The 15,794-nt window shown below is 73.3% G+C and carries 18 protein-coding genes and 1 riboswitch; of the genes, 11 read left to right on the top strand and 7 right to left on the bottom strand.

Translation table 11 applies throughout. The annotated features are described in order from the left end of the window. The first annotated feature begins 109 nt into the window (after window positions 1-109). From AB0D66_RS10905 to AB0D66_RS10890, 4 genes are all read left to right on the top strand, one after another. Window positions 110-868 (top strand): methyltransferase, encoded by a 759-nt coding sequence (locus tag AB0D66_RS10905; protein WP_362299945.1) that lies wholly within the window; start codon window positions 110-112, stop codon window positions 866-868. A 280-nt stretch (window positions 869-1,148) separates the two neighbouring features. After that, on the top strand, window positions 1,149-1,550 hold the full coding sequence (locus AB0D66_RS10900; protein ID WP_362299942.1) for a DUF3040 domain-containing protein: 402 nt from the start codon (window positions 1,149-1,151) through the stop codon (window positions 1,548-1,550). A gap of 91 nt (window positions 1,551-1,641) precedes the next feature. Beyond that, on the top strand, window positions 1,642-2,268 hold the full coding sequence (locus AB0D66_RS10895; RefSeq protein ID WP_362299939.1) for a DUF4126 domain-containing protein: 627 nt from the start codon (window positions 1,642-1,644) through the stop codon (window positions 2,266-2,268). Window positions 2,269-2,299: 31 nt separating this feature from the next. After that, window positions 2,300-3,724 carry an NAD(P)/FAD-dependent oxidoreductase gene (locus AB0D66_RS10890; protein WP_362299937.1) on the top strand — a complete coding sequence of 475 codons (1,425 nt, stop codon included), beginning with the start codon at window positions 2,300-2,302 and terminating at the stop codon, window positions 3,722-3,724. Between the two features lie 22 nt (window positions 3,725-3,746). Here AB0D66_RS10890 and AB0D66_RS10885 read toward each other — a convergent pair whose 3' ends face one another. From AB0D66_RS10885 to AB0D66_RS10865, 5 genes are all read right to left on the bottom strand, one after another. After that, window positions 3,747-4,667 (bottom strand): hypothetical protein, encoded by a 921-nt coding sequence (locus tag AB0D66_RS10885; RefSeq protein WP_362299934.1) that lies wholly within the window; start codon window positions 4,665-4,667, stop codon window positions 3,747-3,749. Between the two features lie 51 nt (window positions 4,668-4,718). Continuing rightward, window positions 4,719-5,633 (bottom strand): methylenetetrahydrofolate reductase [NAD(P)H], encoded by a 915-nt coding sequence (gene metF, locus AB0D66_RS10880; protein WP_362299931.1) that lies wholly within the window; start codon window positions 5,631-5,633, stop codon window positions 4,719-4,721. A gap of 84 nt (window positions 5,634-5,717) precedes the next feature. Further along, a complete protein-coding gene (thiE, locus tag AB0D66_RS10875; protein WP_362299928.1) occupies window positions 5,718-6,365 on the bottom strand; it encodes a thiamine phosphate synthase in 648 nt (215 codons plus the stop codon). A 76-nt stretch (window positions 6,366-6,441) separates the two neighbouring features. Continuing rightward, window positions 6,442-6,807 carry an Rv2175c family DNA-binding protein gene (locus tag AB0D66_RS10870; protein WP_069919941.1) on the bottom strand — a complete coding sequence of 122 codons (366 nt, stop codon included), beginning with the start codon at window positions 6,805-6,807 and terminating at the stop codon, window positions 6,442-6,444. 126 nt (window positions 6,808-6,933) lie between these two features. Continuing rightward, window positions 6,934-8,154 carry an FAD-dependent oxidoreductase gene (locus tag AB0D66_RS10865; RefSeq protein ID WP_362299924.1) on the bottom strand — a complete coding sequence of 407 codons (1,221 nt, stop codon included), beginning with the start codon at window positions 8,152-8,154 and terminating at the stop codon, window positions 6,934-6,936. Window positions 8,155-8,234: 80 nt separating this feature from the next. Beyond that, window positions 8,235-8,347, top strand: a riboswitch (TPP riboswitch). Between AB0D66_RS10865 and thiO the strand changes: the two genes are divergently transcribed. The 6 genes from thiO to AB0D66_RS10835 all read left to right on the top strand — a co-directional run bounded on the left by thiO (window position 8,345) and on the right by AB0D66_RS10835 (window position 14,060). Beyond that, window positions 8,345-9,514, top strand: coding sequence for a glycine oxidase ThiO (gene thiO / locus AB0D66_RS10860; RefSeq protein ID WP_362299921.1), 1,170 nt, complete (start codon window positions 8,345-8,347; stop codon window positions 9,512-9,514). It overlaps the preceding riboswitch by 3 nt. Beyond that, window positions 9,511-9,711, top strand: coding sequence for a sulfur carrier protein ThiS (thiS, locus tag AB0D66_RS10855; RefSeq protein ID WP_361751536.1), 201 nt, complete (start codon window positions 9,511-9,513; stop codon window positions 9,709-9,711). The genes thiO and thiS overlap by 4 nt, the downstream gene beginning before the upstream one ends. A 5-nt stretch (window positions 9,712-9,716) precedes the next feature. Next, a complete protein-coding gene (locus AB0D66_RS10850) occupies window positions 9,717-10,511 on the top strand; it encodes a thiazole synthase (RefSeq protein WP_362299918.1) in 795 nt (264 codons plus the stop codon). A 166-nt stretch (window positions 10,512-10,677) separates the two neighbouring features. After that, the gene (gene pknB / locus AB0D66_RS10845) at window positions 10,678-12,579 is read left to right on the top strand and encodes a Stk1 family PASTA domain-containing Ser/Thr kinase (RefSeq protein WP_362299915.1); all 1,902 of its coding nucleotides are present in this window, start codon (window positions 10,678-10,680) and stop codon (window positions 12,577-12,579) included. A 9-nt stretch (window positions 12,580-12,588) separates the two neighbouring features. After that, window positions 12,589-13,446 carry a deoxyribonuclease IV gene (locus AB0D66_RS10840; protein WP_362300336.1) on the top strand — a complete coding sequence of 286 codons (858 nt, stop codon included), beginning with the start codon at window positions 12,589-12,591 and terminating at the stop codon, window positions 13,444-13,446. A 92-nt stretch (window positions 13,447-13,538) separates the two neighbouring features. Further along, window positions 13,539-14,060, top strand: a complete 522-nt coding sequence (locus AB0D66_RS10835; protein ID WP_362299912.1) for a DUF4396 domain-containing protein — start codon at window positions 13,539-13,541, stop codon at window positions 14,058-14,060. A gap of 15 nt (window positions 14,061-14,075) precedes the next feature. On the opposite strand, the gene AB0D66_RS10830 is transcribed toward AB0D66_RS10835, so the two are convergent. Further along, window positions 14,076-14,708, bottom strand: coding sequence for a sulfite oxidase-like oxidoreductase (locus AB0D66_RS10830; RefSeq protein WP_362299909.1), 633 nt, complete (start codon window positions 14,706-14,708; stop codon window positions 14,076-14,078). A 189-nt stretch (window positions 14,709-14,897) separates the two neighbouring features. Here AB0D66_RS10830 and bfr point away from each other — a divergent pair, with 189 nt between their 5' ends. Beyond that, entirely contained in the window at window positions 14,898-15,374 is a 477-nt protein-coding gene (gene bfr / locus AB0D66_RS10825; protein ID WP_030037303.1) for a bacterioferritin, read from the top strand. An 81-nt stretch (window positions 15,375-15,455) separates the two neighbouring features. On the opposite strand, the gene AB0D66_RS10820 is transcribed toward bfr, so the two are convergent. After that, complete coding sequence (locus AB0D66_RS10820; RefSeq protein WP_362299906.1) at window positions 15,456-15,728, bottom strand: (2Fe-2S)-binding protein; 273 nt, start codon at window positions 15,726-15,728, stop codon at window positions 15,456-15,458. Window positions 15,729-15,794: the final 66 nt, after the last annotated feature.

The following is a 15,794-nucleotide window of genomic DNA, read 5'->3' as shown; positions in this document are numbered from 1 at the left end:
GGCCGGCCCGGGGCCGAAAGACGGGCCCCGGGTGCGGAAGGCAATAGGGTGGGGCCGGGTGGGGCACTGACCGCCCACCCCTGCCTACCGCGCCGAGGAGCCATCAGCCGTGTCGGACACTTCCCGCCCCCGTGCCTCCCTCCGCACCGCCGTGGTGTGGGAGGTCCTCAAGGAGGCGCTCGACCGCCGGGTGAAGGCGACCGGCCGGGATGTCCTGGACGTGCTCGACACCGGGGGCGGCACCGGGAAGTTCGCCGTACCGGTGGCCCGCCTGGGCCACCGGGTCACCGTCGTCGACCCCAGCCCGAACGCGCTGTTCGGGCTGGAGCGCCGGGTGGCCGAGGCCGGAGTCGCCGATCTCGTCCGCGGGGTCCAGGGCGATGCCCAGGGCCTGCTGGACGTCGTCGAGCGCGACGCCTACGACGTGGTGCTCTGCCACGGCGTACTGGAGTACGTGGACGACCCGGCCGAGGGCGTGGCCAACGCGGTGGCGGCCCTGCGACCCGGCGGCACGCTCAGCCTGCTGGCCGCCGGGCTCGGCGGAGCCGTGCTCGCGCGCGCCCTGGCCGGGCACTTCACGGAGGCCCGTACCGCCCTCACCGACCCGGCCGGCCGCTGGGGCTCGGGCGACCCGGTCCCCCGCCGCTTCACCGCCGAGACCCTCGCCGAGCTGGTCGGCGGAGCCGGCCTGGAGGTCGGCGCGGTGCACGGCGTGCGGATCTTCGCCGACCTCGTCCCGGGGGTCCTGGTGGACACCGAGCCGGGCGCCGTGGAGGCGCTGCTGCGCCTGGAGGAGGCCGCCGCGGAGCTGCCCGCCTTCCACGCGGTCGCCACGCAGTTGCACGTCCTGGGCGAGAAGCAGTCCTGATCTGCGATCTTCATCGGACGGAGTCGGCCACACACCCTCCGAACCGGCGATCGGCCCCGTATGATCGGGGCAGTGACCGGCATGGTGGACGTGCCATTGGGGAATAAGCGCCTCAGTGAACGCTACCGCGGCGGCACTGATCGTTTTCGATACGGATCCATGACTGATCTATTCGAGAACGTGGCGTAGAGGGCGGGTATCACGGGGGCGATTCCCCGCCTATCCTGAAGGGGACCCCTGGTCGCTACCCCCCCGCGACCGACGGATGAGGAGGACTCCCGTGCCGCTCTCGGAGCACGAGCAGCGCATGCTCGAGCAGATGGAGCGAGCGCTGTACGCCGAAGATCCCAAGTTCGCGACAGCGCTTGAGGGAAGCGGACTGCGCACGTACACCCGGCGACGGGTCTACCAGGCAGTCGCAGGCATTGTGGTGGGTATCGCGCTCCTCATGGCCGGCGTGATCTGGCAGGACGTGCTCTGGGTCAGTGTGGTGGGTTTTCTCGTCATGCTGGGTTGCACGGTCCTCGTGGTCACCGGTTGGCGCAAGGCACCCAAGCCTGGCGAGCAGCCCGTCTCCGAAAGTGCAGGCGGTTCGGCCCGTGGCCAGAACCGGCAGCGTCGGTCGATGATGACCCGCATCGAAGAACGGTGGCAGCGCCGCCGTGACGAACAGGGGCAGTAGCGCCCCGGACACACGTGAGTGAGGGGACGGAAGCCCGCCGGCTTCCGTCCCCTCACTGCTCTGCGGCACGACACTGCGGCATGATGTGGGGGTGAGTGTGCTCCCCCTGGTCTTCACCAGCGGCTGGGCCAGTGGGATCAACGCCTACGCCGTGATCCTCCTGCTCGGCATCTTCGGCGCGACCGGCCTGACCGACGAGGTCCCGGCCTCCCTGCAGCGCACCGACGTGCTCATCGTCGCCGGTGTGCTGTTCCTCTGCGACGTGGTCGCCGACAAGATCCCTTATGTGGACTCGGTCTGGGACTCGGTCCACACCGTGATCCGCCCGGTCGCCGGCGCCACGGTGGGCGCCCTGCTGGCCGGACAGAGCGGTTCGCTCTCCGACATCGCCGCCGGCGCGGTCGGCGGTTCCACCGCCCTGGTCAGCCATTTCGTCAAGGCCGGCACCCGGATGGCGATCAACACCTCGCCCGAGCCGTTCAGCAACATCGCCATGAGCATCGCCGAGGACCTCGGCGTGGCGGGCCTGGTCACCTTCGCGATGTTCAACCCCCAGGCCGCCGCCGTCATCGCGGCCGTCCTGCTGGCCGCCGGGCTGGCCCTGCTGATCTTCCTCTGGACGCGGATCCGCCGCTTCCTGCGCCGCCGCGCCCAGCGCCGCGAGGAGAAGCGGCTCGCGGCCGAAGCACGCGCGCAGACCTCCTCCCCACCCCGCTGACCGCGCGGGATGCCTCGATAGGCTCAGCCGCATGGCACGAATTGCGGTGATCGGCGCCGGGATGGGCGCGATGGCGACGGCGGCCCGGCTGGCCGTGGCAGGGCACCGGGTGACGGTGTACGAGCGCGGGGCGACGTACGGGGGCGCGGTCGGCCGGTACGAGCGCGAGGGCTTCGCCTTCGACACCGGGCCGGGCCTGCTGCACCTGCCCGCCGTCTACCGCGACCTGTTCGTCAAGACCGGCAAGCGGCCGCTGGAGACCTGCGTGGACATGGCGCAGGCGGACCCGGCCGTCCGGCACCTCCTCCCCCACCACGGCGTGGACGTCGCCCTCCCCGGAGCCTCCCGCGGCGGCGTCGCCGCCGCCCTCGACGGGGCCTTCGGCCAAGGCGCCGGCGAGCGCTGGAACGCCGTACTGGGCCGCGCCCGCGACGCCTGGGACGCCACCCGCCGCCCCCTGCTGGAGGAGCCGCTGCCCGCCGACCGCCGGGGGCTGGCGGCCGACCCGTACCCCGCCCTGCGCCGCGGCGGCCTGCTGCGCCGCCGCCCCCCGACCCTCGCCGAGGTGGCCGACCGGGAGCTGGGCGGCGGTCTCGGCGAACTGCTGGCCGGCCGGGTGCGCGCCTACGGGATCGACCCGGACCTGGCCCCCGGCTCCGCCGCCGTGCTGCCGTACATGGAGCAGACCTTCGGCAGCTGGTACGTGCGCGGCGGGATGCGGGCCCTGGCGACCGCCGTCCACGAGCGCTGCCGGGAGCGGAAGGTCGAGTTCGTCTTCGGCGCGGAGGTCCGGGAGGTCCGCACCGCCGGGGGCCGTGCGGCCGGTCTGCTGCTGGCCGACGGCGGCGAGGTCGCGGCCGACTCCGTCGTCTGCGGGATCGACCCGCGGCTGCTGCCCGCCGCCTCCCTGCCCTGGCCGCGCGGGGCGGTCCCGGCGCGCGGGGCGGACCTGCCGAGCCGGCTCACCCTCTTCCTCGCGCTGCGCGGCGCCCGCCCCCCGGGGACCGTCCACCGCACCCTCGTGCACTCCCCGGGCCTGGACGTCACCGTGCTGCGCCCCGACGACCCCGCCACCCGCCCCGACGCGGACCACGAGGCGGTCACGGTGACCGCCGTGTGCGGGCCCGGGGACGCGGCGGGCGCGTCCCCCGACCGGCTGCTGGAGCTGGCCGGGCGGGCGGTGCCGGGGCTGCGGGAGCGGCTGCTGTGGCACGAGGCGCACACGCCCGCCGATATCGAGGCGGCGACGGGCGCCCCGGGCGGCGCGGTGCCCGCACCCGCCCTCGCGGGAGCCGGCGGGCGGCTGCTCTACCCGGCCAACGCCACGGCCGTGCCGGGTCTGTACCTGGCGGGCGGCTGGGCGCATCCCGGCGGCGGGCTGGCGCACGCCGGCATGACCGGGGCCCTGGTGGCCGGGCTGATCGTGGAGGGCGCGGAGTTCCGCGGCTCCCAGTGACCCGCCCCCGGCCGGCCCGGGCTCAGTAGCGGTACTGCTCGTACTCGCCCTGCTGGGGGTACGGGTACTGCTGCGGGGGCTCGCCCTGCTCCTCGCCCGGGTAGGGCTGGCCGCCCCCGTCGGTGGTGCGCTGCTGCGGGACCCAGACCCCGCCGGGCGGGGTGTCCGTGGAGTACTGCTGCCCGTGGTCGGGGTACGGGGGGTAGGCGGCGTACGGGGCGTAGTTCGCGTCGCTCCCGTAGTCGTAGGCCGCCGGCTGGCCGAGACCCCCGCCGGTGCCGATGTACGGGTCCGAGTAGGCGGCGTAGACCTGCTGCTGCTCCCCCGTCTGGTAGCCGCCGGAGTAGTCGTAGCCGGCGCCCCCGCCCTGGCCCGTGGGGTCGTAGTACGCGGCGTACTGGTGGGCGTCCTGCTCGGCCGTGGTGAACGGCGAGGCGAACGCGGCCGTCTGGCCCGCGTCGGCGGTGGGCGCGAAGCTCTGTATCCCGTACGAACCGGTGTCCTCGGGCATCGGCTGCGGGCTGTAGACCTCGTCGGCGGCGGTCTGGAACTGCCGCTCGGACACGCGGTCTTCGCCCGCTTCCGGGGCTCCGTCCGCACCCCCGTACTCCAGCGCGGTGACCTCGAGTGCCGGTTCCGGACGCGGACCGCCGGAGCGGCGGCGGCTGGACTGCCGTACGGGCTCCCCGCCGCGGCGCAGCGCCCAGCCGGCCACGAAGCCCTTGCGGAAGGAGAGCGTCACCAGGGTCTGGCCCACGGCGAACGCGGCCGCGCCGGCGCCGATGACCGGCACCGACGGCAGGATGACCCCGGCGACCACGCCGAGGAAGCCGGTGAAGGCGAGCAGGCGCCAGCGGAGCCGGGCCTTGTACTGCATCAGGACCTCGGCAAGCAACCACAGCGCGACGAAGCCGAACGCGATGTAGAGGACCGTCATACCCATGCATGGCCCCTCTCGGTACGGCCGACCGCCCAGGGAACGGGGGCCCGCCGGTCAGGCCCGCTGGTGCAGGCCCAGGTTCTCGTAGATCTCGAGAGTCGCCGTGGAGTTGTTCAGCGTGATGAAGTGCAGCCCTGGGACACCCTCGGACAGCAGCCGCGCGCAGAACTCCGTGGCGAACTCGATGCCAATGGAGCGTACAGCGGCCGCGTCGTCCTTGACGGCGAGCATGCGCTCTTTCACGTCCGCGGGGAAGACCGCGGTGCTCAGTTGGGGCAGCCGGTCGAGCTGCTTGATACCCACAACAGGCATGACCTCGGGGATGATCGGGGTGTCGCAGCCCGCCTTTTCGACGCTGTCGCGCAGCCGCAGATAATTCTCCGGATCGAAGAACATCTGGGTGATCGCATAGTCGGCGCCCGCGCGGCACTTGTCCACGAAATGCCGGATGTCCGTATCCCAGTCCGTCGAGCGCGGGTGCATCTCGGGGAAGGCGGCGACGCCGACGCAGAAGTCGCCGGACTCCTTGAGCAGTCGGACCAGGTCGGCGGCGAAGTGCACGCCCTCCGGATGCGCCACCCACTCGGCCATCGGGTCGCCCGGCGGGTCACCGCGCAGGGCGAGCATGTTGCGGATGCCGGCGTCGGCGAACTGGCCGATGACGTGGCGCAGCTCGGCGATGGAGTGGTCCACGGCGGTGAGGTGGGCGACCGGGGTCAGGGTGGTGTCCGAGGCGATCTGCTCGGTGGCCTTGACGGTGCCGCCGCGGGTGGAGCCGCCGGCTCCGTAGGTCACGGAGACGAAGCTCGGGGAGACCGCCTCGACCCGCCGCAGCGCGTTCCAGAGGTTGCGTTCGCCCTTCTCCGTCTTGGGGGCCCAGAACTCGAACGAGTACGAGCGCCCGGACGCGAGGAGGTCGCGGACCGTGTGCGCACGGTCCGACCAGGTGGAAGCGGTACCAGAGGCCATACGGGCAGGTTAGACGCGGGCCGCCGGAGGCCGAAGCGCTGTCCGCCTTTTGGACACGTTTTTGGACACCCTCCGGCGCCGGGGTCAGGCCTGGTCGAGGCGGGCGCGGACCCGCTTGGCAAGTTCCGCCGCGGCGGCGCCGGGGTCGGCGGCCTCGGTGAGGGCGCGCACGACGACGACGCGGGTGGCTCCGGCGTCCAGCACCTCGTCCAGATTGGCGCTGTCGATGCCGCCGATCGCGAACCAGGGCCGGTCCTGCTCGAGCGAGGCCGCGTACCGGACGAGCCCGAGGCCGGGGGCGTGGCGGCCGGGCTTGGTGGGGGTGGGCCAGCAGGGGCCGGTGCAGAAGTAGTCCACGCCGGGCTCGGCCACGGCGGCGTCGACCTCGGACTCGGCGTGACAGGAGCGGCCGATGAGCACGGAGTCGGGGCCGCCGAGGATGGCGCGGGCGGCGGGCACGGGGATGTCGCCCTGGCCCAGGTGGAGGACGTGGGAGCCGATGGCGTGGGCGACGTCGGCGCGGTCGTTCACGGCGAGCAGCTTGCCGTGGCGGCGGGCGGCCTCGGCGAACACCTGGAGGTGTTCGAGCTCCTCGCCCGCCTCCATGCCCTTGTCCCGGAGCTGGACGATGTCCACGCCGCCGGCCAGTACGGCGTCGAGGAACTCGGGGAGGTCACCCTGCCGCTTGCGGGCGTCCGTGCACAGGTAGAGCCGGGCGTCGGACAGCTGCATGGGTGTACCCCCCGTGATGGAGGCGGTGTACGGGCCCCGGGGCCCGTACACCGCGGTGGAGCGGATGCGGATCAGGTCAGAGGGCGAGCGCCTGAGCGCGGCGCTTGACCTCCGTGCCGCGATTCTCGCTCAGCGCCTGGGCGGGGGTGCCGGGCAGGGTCGGGTCCGCCGTGAAGAGCCACTCCAGGATCTCCTCGTCGGAGAAGCCGTCGTCGCGCAGCACGGTCAGCAGGCCGACGAGGCCCTTGACGACCTTGTCGCCGTCGATGAAGGGGGCCGGTACCTGCAGGGCGCGGTTCTCGCCCCGGCGTACGGCGATGAGCTGCCCCTCCTTGACCATCTGGCGGACCCGGGTCACCTCGATGTCGAGCATCTCCGCGATGTCGGGGAGGTACAGCCACGAGGGGACAAGGGCATCGATCTTTGCGTCAATCTCGGTCACGGGGACAAGCCTGCCACCTCGGATCGGCCGCCGGTACCGGGGCGACCCGTCCGTGGCCGCGGCGCTCCGCCCCGTACCCGCGGTTCGGCCGTCCGCGGGCGCGGCCGGGGCGGAGCCTGCCGTCCGTCAGGCCGCGGCCGACTTGAGGGCGATCGCCGGGTCGCGGACCTTGGCCGGGTCCAGCGGCGCCCCCGTCTCGATCAGCTTGCGGCCCTGCGCGAGGTCGCGGGGGCGGCCGACGGCCAGCAGTGCGACCAGGGCGCCGTCCTTCAGCCAGCACACGGACCAGGCCGGCTCCCCCGGGTCGCCCCGCCACAGCAGGGTGTCGGCCCCGCCGTGGTGGCCGGCGTACTGGACGAAGCGCCCGAACTGCTCGGACCAGAAGTACGGCACCGGGTCGTAGGCCTCGGCCGGCTCCGCGGCCAGGATGTTCGCGGCGACCGTCCGCGGCCCCTGGAGCGCGTTGTCCCAGTGGTGCACGAGCAGCCGGGCCCCGTAGCGGGCCGACGGGAAGGAGGCGCAGTCGCCGACCGCGTACACCCCGGGCAGCGAGGTGCGCAGGTGGGCGTCGGCGGTGACCGAGCCGTCGGGGCCGAGCGATACGCCGGTCCCGGCCAGCCAGCCGGTGGCGGGGCGGGCGCCGATGCCCACCACGACCGCGCCGGCCGGCAGGGCCCGCCCGTCCGCGAGCAGCACCCGGTCCCCGTCGATCCCGGCGACCTTCGCGCCGGTGACCAGCTCGGCGCCCGCCTCCGCGTACCAGCGGGCCATGGGCTCGGCGACCTCCGCGGGCAGCGCGCCCGCCAGGACCCGGTCCGCGGCCTCGACCACGGTCACCTCGCAGCCCGCCTCCCGGGCCGCGGTGGCGAACTCCGCGCCGATCCAGCCCGCCCCGACGACCACGATCGAGGGCGCGGCCGCCAGTACGGGGCGCAGCCGCTCGGCGTCGTCCAGGGTGCGCAGCAGGTGCACGCCCGGGACCCCGTCGGTGCCGGGCAGGGTCAGCGGCTGGGCGCCGGTGGCCAGGACGAGGACGCCGTACGGGACCGGTCCGGCCTCGGTGTCCAGTTCGCGTGCGGCGGCCCGGAGCCCGGTGACCTCCGTGCCGAGCCTCAGCTCGATGTCCAGCGCTTCGAAGTCCACGTCGAAGGCGGAGTCCTCGGCCTTGCCGAGCAGGACCGCCTTGGACAGCGGGGGCCGGTCGTAGGGCTGGTGGGGCTCGGCGCCCAGCAGGGTCACCGGTCCGGTGAATCCGCGCTCGCGCAGGGCGACCGCGGTCTGCACACCGGCCATTCCGGCGCCGACGATCACGACGCCGCTCTCAGTCTGTTCCGTCTGCTCGTTCACCCGGCCACCCTAATCACCTGACGACTCGTCAGGAATAGGTGCCCCTTACCCGGTGTCGGCGGCGGGGTTAGTCTGGCCACCGTACCTATCGCGGGAGTCCGGGCGCACCGGGCTGAGAGGGAGGCTGGACGGCCTCCGACCGTACGAACCTGATCCGGGTCATGCCGGCGAAGGGAGGGGCTGGACGCCCATGCACTCATCTCGAAAGGGATCCGACGTCCTCGTCATCGGGGGCGGGATCATCGGGCTCGTCACCGCCTGGCGGGCCGCCCGGCGGGGCCTCGGCACCGTACTGGCCGACCCCGCCCCCGGCGGCGGGGCCGCCCAGGTCGCGGCGGGGATGCTCGCCCCGGTCACGGAGCTGCACTACGGCGAGGAGGCCCTGCTGGGCCTGGGCCTCGCCTCCGCCGCACGCTATCCGGGGTTCGCCGCCGAGCTCGCCGAGGCGAGCGGCGGGGTGGACATCGGCTACCGCGCCTGCGGCACCCTGGCCGTCGCCCTCGACGCCGACGACCGGCTCCACCTGCGCGAGCTGCACGCCCTCCAGCGCCGCTGCGGCCTGGACTCGGAGTGGCTCACCGGCCGCGAGTGCCGCCGCCTGGAGCCGATGCTGGCCCCGGGCGTGCGCGGCGGGCTGCGCGTGGACGGCGACCACCAGGTCGACCCCCGCCGGCTCGCGGCCGCCCTGCTGGCCGCGTGCGAGCGGGCCGGCGTGGACGTCCGGCGGGCGAGCGCGGAGCGGCTGCTGGTCACCGCGGACCGGGCGGCCGGCGCCGTCCTCGACGACGGTACGGAGCTGCGCGCGGACCAGGTGGTGCTGGCGGCGGGCTCGCTCAGCGGCCGGCTGGCGGGCGTACCGGCCGAGGTGGTGGCACCCGTACGACCGGTGAAGGGGCAGGTGCTGCGCCTGTCCGTGCCCCCCGCCTACGCGCCGTTCCTGTCGCGGACGGTCCGGGCCGTCGTGCGCGGCAGCCACGTCTACCTGGTGCCGCGGGAGAACGGCGAGCTCGTCATCGGCGCCACCAGCGAGGAACTCGGCTGGGACACCACGGTCACCGCGGGCGGGGTCTACGAACTCCTGCGCGACGCCCACGAGCTGGTGCCCGGCATCACCGAACTCCCGCTGGTGGAGACCCGGGCGGGGCTGCGCCCCGGCTCGCCCGACAACGCGCCGATGCTCGGCCCGACCGACCTGCCGGGCCTGCACCTGGCCACGGGCCACTACCGCAACGGGGTGCTGCTGACCCCGCTCACCGGCGAGGTCATGGCGGACCTGCTGACCACCGGCGAACTGCCGCCGATCGCCCGCCCCTTCACCCCCCGCCGGTTCTCCGCCGCACGTCAGGAGTCGTACGCATGACCATCTCCGTCAACGGCGAGCCGCGCGAGGTCGCGGCCGGCACCACGCTCGACGCGGTGGTCGCCACCCTGACCGCGGCGCCCTCCGGGGTCGCCGCCGCCCTCAACGAGACCGTGGTCCCGCGCGGGCAGTGGCCGGCCACGCCGGTGGGCGACGGCGACCGGGTCGAGGTCCTCACCGCGGTCCAGGGAGGCTGAGCGGCATGGCGGACGACCTCTTCGCACTCGGCGGCCGCACCTTCTCCTCCCGCCTGATCATGGGTACGGGCGGGGCCCCGAGCCTGGACGTGCTGGAGCGGGCCCTGGCGGCCTCCGGCACGGAACTCACGACGGTGGCGATGCGGCGGCTGGACCCGACGGTCCAGGGCTCCGTCCTCTCCGTGCTCTCGAAGCTCGGCATCGCGGTCCTGCCCAACACGGCGGGCTGCTTCACGGCGGGCGAGGCCGTGCTGACGGCGCGGCTCGCGCGGGAGGCGCTGGGCACGGACTGGGTCAAGCTGGAGGTGGTCGCGGACGAGCGGACCCTCCTGCCGGACGGGGTGGAACTCCTCGACGCGGCCGAGACCCTCGTGGACGAGGGCTTCACCGTCCTTCCCTACACCAACGACGACCCGGTGCTGGCGCGCAAGCTGGAGGACGTGGGCTGCGCGGCGATCATGCCACTGGGGTCGCCGATCGGCTCGGGGATGGGGATCCGCAACCCGCACAACTTCGAGCTGATCACGGAACGGGCGGGGGTCCCGGTGATCCTGGACGCGGGCGCCGGGACGGCCTCGGACGTCGCCCTGGCGATGGAACTGGGCTGCGCGGCCGTGATGCTCGCCTCAGCGGTGACCCGGGCCCAGGAGCCGGTGCTGATGGCCGGCGCGATGCGGGACGCCGTGTCGGCGGGGCGCCTCGCCTTCCGCGCGGGGCGCATCCCGCAGCGCCGCTTCGCCGAAGCCTCCTCTCCTGCGGAGGGCCGCGCCACCCTGGACCCCGAACGCCCGGCGTTCTGACCCGCGGGGGCCGGGGCGGAGCCCCGATCGTCGAGCCTCGCCGGCGATCGAGGCGGATGGTCTGCGGCCGGCCCCCGGCAACGGTTCGCAGGCGGGTGCGTCACAGGTGCGCTGCAAGGGGACCCGCCCCGGCCGGGCCGCGTCGGCGCGCCAATAGAATCGCCGGGTGGATACGACCCTGGATGACCCCCTCGTCGGGCGCGTGCTCGACGGCCGCTACCGCGTTGACGCCCGTATCGCGGCCGGCGGCATGGCCACGGTCTACCGGACCGTCGACACCCGCCTGGACCGCGTCCTGGCCCTGAAGGTGATGCACCCGGCCCTCGCCGCGGACGCCGCCTTCGTCGACCGGTTCATCCGCGAGGCGAAGTCCGTGGCCCGGCTCGCCCACCCCAACGTCGTCGCCGTCTTCGACCAGGGCACGGACGGGCCGTACGTCTACCTCGCCATGGAGTACGTCTCCGGCTGCACCCTGCGCGACGTGCTCCGCGAGCGCGGCGCGCTCCAGCCGAGGGCCGCCCTCGACATCCTGGAGCCCGTGCTGGCCGCCCTCGGCGCCGCCCACCGGGCCGGCTTCGTACACCGCGACATGAAGCCCGAGAACGTCCTGATCGGCGACGACGGCCGGGTCAAGGTGGCCGACTTCGGGCTGGTCCGGTCCGTGGACTCGGTGACCCACACCACCGGCTCCGTCCTCGGCACCGTCTCCTACCTGGCCCCCGAGCAGATCGAGAACGGCGTCACCGACACCCGCGTGGACGTCTACGCCTGCGGTGTCGTCCTGTACGAGATGCTCACCGGCACCAAGCCGCACACCGGCGGCTCCCCCGCGCAGGTGCTCTACCAGCACCTCAACGAGGACGTGCCGCCCCCGTCCGCCGCCGTCCCCGGCCTCCCCGTCGGCCTCGACGAACTCGTCGCGCAGGCCACCGCGCGCAACCCGGAGCTGCGCCCCTACGACGCCGCCGCCCTGCTCGGCCTCACCCGCGAGGCCCGCGCACAGCTCAGCGACCCCGAGCTGGACGCCGTACCGCCGCAGGCGCGCGCCGAGGAGCGGACGGCCGCCGAGGACCGCACCAGCGTGATCCCCCGCCCGGTCACCGCGCACCAGCCCGTGCACCAGACCTCCCGGCTGCAGGCTCCGCCGCCGCCTCCGCCCGCCCCGCCGGCCGCCCGCGGGCCCCGGCGCGGCGTGCTGCTGGTCGTCGCGGGCGTGCTGCTCGCCCTCGGGCTCGGCACGGGGGTCTGGTACATCAACTCCGGCCAGTTCACCAAGGTGCCGAACCTGCTCGGCAAGACCGAGGAGCAGGCCAAGTCGCAGCTCTCGGCGGCCGGCCTCGGCGTGAAGCGGATCGAGCGGAAGTTCAGCACCTCCTTCGACCGCGGCACCGTGATGAACACCGACCCGCCGGGCGGCAAGCGGATCCGCGGCAACGGCACGGTGACCCTCACCATCTCCCGCGGGCCCGAGGTCGTGGCCGTGCCCAACCTCAAGGGCCGCCCGCTGGAGGAGGCCAAGGCCGAGCTGGCCAAGTCCGGGCTGGCCCCCGGCATCGTCACCCAGGCCTTCAGCCAGGACGTCGCGCAGGGCTCGGTGATCAGCACCGACCCGGCGGGCGGCGAGAAGCGGGCCCCCGACACGGCCGTCGCCATGATCGTCAGCAAGGGCCGCCCGGTCCCGGTGCCGAGCGTGGCCGGCGCCCCCTTCGAGCAGGCCCGTTCGACGCTGGAGGGCCTCGGCCTGAAGGTGGCCGCGGCACCCGAACAGGTCAACGCCCCCTCCCCGGCCGGCACGGTCGCCAACCAGTCGGTCGGCGCCGGAACCCAGGCCGCGGCCGGGGACACCGTGACGCTGACCCTGTCCAAGGGCCCCCGTCAGCTCCCCGTCCCGGACGTGACCGGCCAGGACGTGGACGCGGCCCGCAAGGCGCTGGAGGGCGCGGGCTTCAAGGTGAAGGTGGAACGGCCGCTCATCTCCTTCAGCAAGACCGTGGAGTCGCAGTCGGTGGCCGGCGGCCAGAACGCCCCTGAGGGCACCACGGTCGTCATCAAGACCAAGGGGCTGTGAGCAGTGGTGATACGCAATCCGGTGGGCGGGCACGTCCCCGTCGCGGGCGGGCTGGCCTCGGTGGGGCTGACGTACGCCCGGGAGATGGGCGCCGAGGCGGTCCAGGTCTTCGTCGCCAATCCGCGCGGCTGGGCCACTCCGGTGGGCAACCCGGCGCAGGACGAGCTGTTCCGGTCGCGGTGCGCCGAGGAGTCGCTCCCGGCCTACGTCCACGCCCCGTACCTGATCAACTTCGGCTCGCACACCGAGGCGACCGTCGAGAGGTCGGTGGAGTCCCTGCGCCACTCGCTGCGCCGGGGCCGGCAGATCGGTGCGCTGGGGGTGGTCGTGCACACCGGCTCGGCCACCGGAGGGCGCCCGCGCGAGGCGGCGTACGCGCAGGTCAGGGAGTTCATGCTGCCGCTGCTGGACGAGCTGACGCAGGACGACGACCCGTTCCTGCTGCTGGAGTCGACGGCCGGGCAGGGCTCTTCGCTGTGCTCGCGGGCCGAGGAGTTCGGGCCGTACTTCGACGCCCTCGACCGCCACCCGAAGCTGGGGATCTGCCTGGACACCTGCCACATCTTCGCGGCGGGACACGATCTGGCGGAGCCGGGCGGGACGAAGCTGACGCTGGACCTGCTGGTGGACACGGTGGGCGAGGGCCGGCTGAAGCTGGTCCACGCGAACGACTCCAAGGAGGGGGTCGGCGCGCACAAGGACCGGCACGCCAACGTCGGCCAGGGCCACATCGGCCGCGAGGCCTTCGCCGAGCTGTTCACGCACCCGGCGATGGCGGGCGTACCGCTGATCATCGAGACTCCCGGCGGCAAGGAGGGGCACGCGGCGGACGTGGCCCTGCTGAAGGAGCTGCGCGGGGCCGAGTGATCGCGCGGCTCGTTGAGGAATACCCCTGGGGGGTATACGGTTCTGCTCTATCGGCGGAACCGCTGCCCGGCTGTTCCCACCAGGGGGTCGACATGGAGCACGCGCACCACGCACACGACCGGCACGACGACCGGCACCTGCACGACGGCCACGAGCACCACGGCCACGGACGGCAGGGGCGCGCCGGCTGGGGCATGGCCGCCCGGGCCACCCTGCACTGCCTCACCGGGTGCGCCATCGGCGAGGTGCTCGGCATGGTCATCGGAACCGCGCTGGGCTGGGGAAACGTCCCGACGATGGCCCTGGCCATCGCCCTGGCGTTCCTCTTCGGCTACGCGTTCACCCTGCGCGGGGTCCTCGCGGCGGGCGTTGACTTCCGTACGGCCGTCCGGGTGGCGCTCGCCGCGGACACTCTTTCGATCACCGTCATGGAACTGATCGACAACGGGGTGATCGCCCTGTGGCCGGGCGCGATGGACGCCCACCTGTCGGACCCGATGTTCTGGACGGTCCTGGCGATCGCGCTCGCGGCCGCTTTCGTGATCACGGTCCCGGTCAACAAGTGGCTGATCGGCCGCGGCAAGGGGCACGCGGTCGTCCACCGGTACCACTGACCTGCCGGACGCGCCCTACAGCTCGGGGCCGTCCCCCGGCTCCTCCTGGTACGAGTAGCGCTGCTCCCGCCAGGGGTCGCCGATGTTGTGGTAGCCGCGCTCCTCCCAGAAGCCGCGGCGGTCGGCGGTCATGTACTCGACGCCGCGGACCCACTTGGGGCCCTTCCACGCGTACAGGTGCGGGACGACCAGGCGCAGCGGGAACCCGTGCTCCGCGGTGAGCAGTTCACCGCCCTCGTGGGTGGCGAAGACGGTCCGCTCGGAGGCGAAGTCCGCGAGCCGCATATTGGAGCTGAAGCCGTACTCGGCCCACACCATCACGTGCGTGACCTGCGGCGCGGGCGGCGCCAGGGCGAGGATCGTACCGGCGAGCACACCGCCCCATTCGGCGCCGGGCATGCTGAACTTCGTCACGCAGTGCAGGTCGGCCACGACCGATTCGAACGGCAGCGCCGCGAACTCCTCGTGGTTCCAGCAGTGCTTGTCGCCGTCGGCCGTCGCGCCGAAGACGCGGAACTCCCAGCGGTCGGGCTTGAACTTGGGCACCGGACCGTAGTGGGTGACCGGCCAGCCCCGCTGCAACCGCTGCCCCGGTGGAAGCTCCGACTGCTCTGCTCCCGGAGATTCCCGGCTTTCCGGCTGACCCATGACTCCATGGTGACAGACGCGGTGGGGTGGTCATGACCAGGTCTGGACCGATTCGGGCAACTCCCACTAAGGAGGCACTTACTGGACGCCCTTCAGTGGCGGTGCAAGGATGCGCGCAATCCCCCGGCCACGGCTGGGAGGTGCCCCCAGCCCCGTCATTGATGACATTGCCTGGAAGGAGCCTCTGCGATGCAGGGCGACCCCGAGGTCCTTGAGTTTCTGAACGAGCAGCTGACCGGCGAGCTGACCGCCATCAACCAGTACTGGCTGCACTACCGCATCCAGGACAACAAGGGCTGGACCAAGCTCGCCAAGTACACGCGTGAAGAATCCATCGACGAGATGAAGCACGCGGACAAGATCACCGAGCGCATCCTGATGCTCGACGGTCTGCCGAACTACCAGCGCCTCTTCCACGTGCGGGTCGGGCAGACGATCACCGAGATGTTCCAGGCGGACCGCCAGGTCGAGGTCGAGGCCATCGACCGGCTCAAGCGGGGCATCGAGGTCATGCGCGGCAAGGGCGACATCACCTCCGCCCGCCTCTTCGAGGAGATCCTGGAGGACGAGGAGCACCACATCGACTACCTCGACACCCAGCTGGAGCTCATCGAGTCCCTGGGTGAGGCGCTGTACATCGCGCAGCTGATCGAGCAGCCGAGCTAAGAGCGCCCGAACGGGTCACGCCGAACGGGTCACGCCGGGCGGACGGCCGGCGGCCTGCGCGGCCTGCGCGGCCTGCGGGATCTACGCGGCTTCCGCGAGCGAGGGTGCAGGGAGCGGGCCGGGCGAGACCTCGGCGGCGAGCACGGCCGCCGCGTTGCCCTTCTCCAGCAGTTCCCGGCGCGGGCACGCACCGCGGCCGAGTATGCCCTGGATGGTGCGCACGCAGGAGCCGCAGTCGGTGCCGGCCTTGGTGGCCGAGGCGATCTGGCGGGGGGTGCACGCCCCGGCTGCCGCGTGGTCCTTGACCTGCTTGTCGGTGATCCCGAAGCAAGAGCAGACGTACACGCGGTTCACCTCCCTGGGGGACTGGTTCTGCGAGCCACCCCGATTCGGTGAGGCTTACCTAACCGTACCCAAAGT

The organism is Streptomyces sp. NPDC048270 (assembly GCF_040652335.1).
GTDB lineage: Bacteria > Actinomycetota > Actinomycetes > Streptomycetales > Streptomycetaceae > Streptomyces.
Note: the sequence above shows the minus strand (reverse complement) of the source record. Positions and strands in the feature narration are given on the sequence as shown.